Here is a 2,129-nt window from a genome sequence, read left to right as displayed (position 1 = left end):
GCATGTAATATACATTAATCTTTAATTGTTAATGATAATCGATTTCATCTAGGGAGGACATATGGTACATAGTAAAAAAATATTTATGTTCTGCATTATGATACTTATGGTAATAATCGCAGGGTGTAGCAAAGAAGAGAAAAAAGAAAATGATACATCGGCTAAAGCAAAAGATTCGTATACTGTAAAGCATGCAATGGGTGAAACAACAGTAAATGGTACACCTAAAAAAGTAGTTGTTTTAACAAATGAGGGTGCGGAGGCGCTTTTAGCTGTCGGAGTAACACCAGTTGGAACTACAAAACCACGTGCTGGTGATGAATGGTATCCTCATTTAGCGAAAGATTTAAAAGATACGAAAGTTGTAGGTACTGAGCGTGATATTAATTTAGAGGCAGTTATGAAGCTTAAGCCAGATTTAATTATCGGTAATAAAATGCGTCATGAAAAAATATATGAGCAATTGAACGAAATAGCGCCAACTGTGTACGCTGAAACATTGCGCGGGGATTGGAAAGAAAACTTTACACTCTATACAAAAGCTGTAAATAAAGAAAAAGAAGGGCAAAAGGCTCTTGAAGATTATAAAAAACGTATTGAAGGAATGAAAGAGAAGTTAGGAGATAAATTGAATTCTAAAGTTTCTATTATTCGCTTCGTACCAGGTGACGTTCGTATTTATCAGAAAAACTCATTCTCAGGTGCTGTTTTAAATGATATTGGATTTAAGCGACCACCACTACAAGATAAAGATGAGTTTGCGATAAAAGGAATTACAAAAGAGCAAATTCCGAATATGGATGGGGACTACATATTCTACTTCACATCTGATAAAGATGCAGATAAGAATAACGAAGGAACCACGTTAGCAAAAGAATGGACAGAAGACCCACTCTTTAAGCAGCTGCAGGCTTCTAAAGACAATAAAGTATTCCAAGTGGATGAAGTAATTTGGAATACAGCAGGCGGTATTAAAGCTGCAAACTTAATGCTAGATGATATTGAAAAATATTTTTTGAAATAAATGAATGGTTGAGTGCATCACTTTAAATAGGTGATGTACTTTTTTTGTTTAGTTAAATACAGAAAATTCCTTCTTTTAAGTGTGGATAAGTTGTACAATAAAACCAATCATGGAATAAAGGAGTGGAAAGGAATGAAAGCTACTCATAAAGATTGGATTTTGTTTAACGGAAGAATTGTGAATACGAAGGAAGAACAGCCGATGGTCCCATTAGAGGAGAGGGGCTTTCAATTTGGTGATGGCATATATGAAGTATTTAGGCTATACGATGGGAAGCCTCATTTATTAGACTTACATTTGGAACGCTTTTTTAAATCTATGAGGGAAATAAATATTGTTCCGCCGTTTACAAAGGAAGAGTTAGTTGAAGAACTTCATCAAATGATTGAAAGAAATCAATTTCAAGAGGATGGGAATGTGTATCTTCAAATATCACGTGGAGCTCAAGCTCGAAATCATGTGTATGAAAAAGATTTACAGCCAACATATTTTGCGAATATTGCTTTGTTTCCAAGACCTACCGTTACTATGGAACAAGGAATAAAGGTTACTGTAGAAGAGGATATACGCTGGAAGTTCTGTCATATAAAATCTTTAAACCTTCTACCTAATATCATGATTAAAAATAAAATAAACGAGCAAGGGTATCAAGAAGCGATATTAGTACGAGATGGAGTTGTAACAGAAGGGTGTCATTCGAATTTCTTTATGGTGAAAAATGATAAATTAATTACACATCCGGCCGATAATTTCATTCTACACGGCATTACTCGTCACTACGTTATTACATTAGCGAAAGCTTTACATATTGAAGTAGAAGAGCGTGAATTCTCATTGCAAGAAGTATACGAGGCTGACGAATGTTTCTTTACAGCGACACCACTTGAAATATTCCCTGTTGTTCAAATTGGTGATGAGAAGTTTGGAAGCGGCGAAAGAGGACCAATTACGAAAAAACTACAAGCTGCATATGAAGAAAGTATTAGTTTGTTTAAAGTGACAAATTAATAATGAGGGAAAAAGCTGGTATTCCCCCAGCTTTTTTTCATGATATAATTCAACCATAGGACAAGTTTTGAAAACGCTGTAAAAAGGGGATTTAATA

General features: G+C 34.7%; 2 protein-coding genes. Both read left to right on the top strand.

Annotated features, from left to right (window positions below):
* Positions 1-61 precede the first annotated feature (61 nt).
* Positions 62-1,024 (top strand): ABC transporter substrate-binding protein, encoded by a 963-nt coding sequence (locus AB3X49_RS21855; RefSeq protein WP_002127211.1) that lies wholly within the window; start codon positions 62-64, stop codon positions 1,022-1,024.
* Between the two features lie 132 nt (positions 1,025-1,156).
* Positions 1,157-2,032: a D-amino-acid transaminase gene (gene dat, locus AB3X49_RS21850; RefSeq protein WP_367964713.1), complete on the top strand. Its 876-nt coding sequence runs from the start codon at positions 1,157-1,159 to the stop codon at positions 2,030-2,032.
* Positions 2,033-2,129: the final 97 nt, after the last annotated feature.

Origin of the sequence: Bacillus sp. C30 (genome assembly GCF_040838255.1) — a bacterium.
In the GTDB taxonomy this organism is placed as follows: domain Bacteria; phylum Bacillota; class Bacilli; order Bacillales; family Bacillaceae_G; genus Bacillus_A; species Bacillus_A mycoides.
This window is presented reverse-complemented; position numbering and strand designations above follow the sequence as displayed.

Excerpts from the sequence above, each read along its gene's own strand:
- AB3X49_RS21855 (WP_002127211.1), top strand. The coding sequence starts at position 62 with ATGGTACATAGTAAAAAAATATTTATGTTCTGCATTATGATACTTATG.
- dat (WP_367964713.1), top strand. The coding sequence starts at position 1,157 with ATGAAAGCTACTCATAAAGATTGGATTTTGTTTAACGGAAGAATTGTG.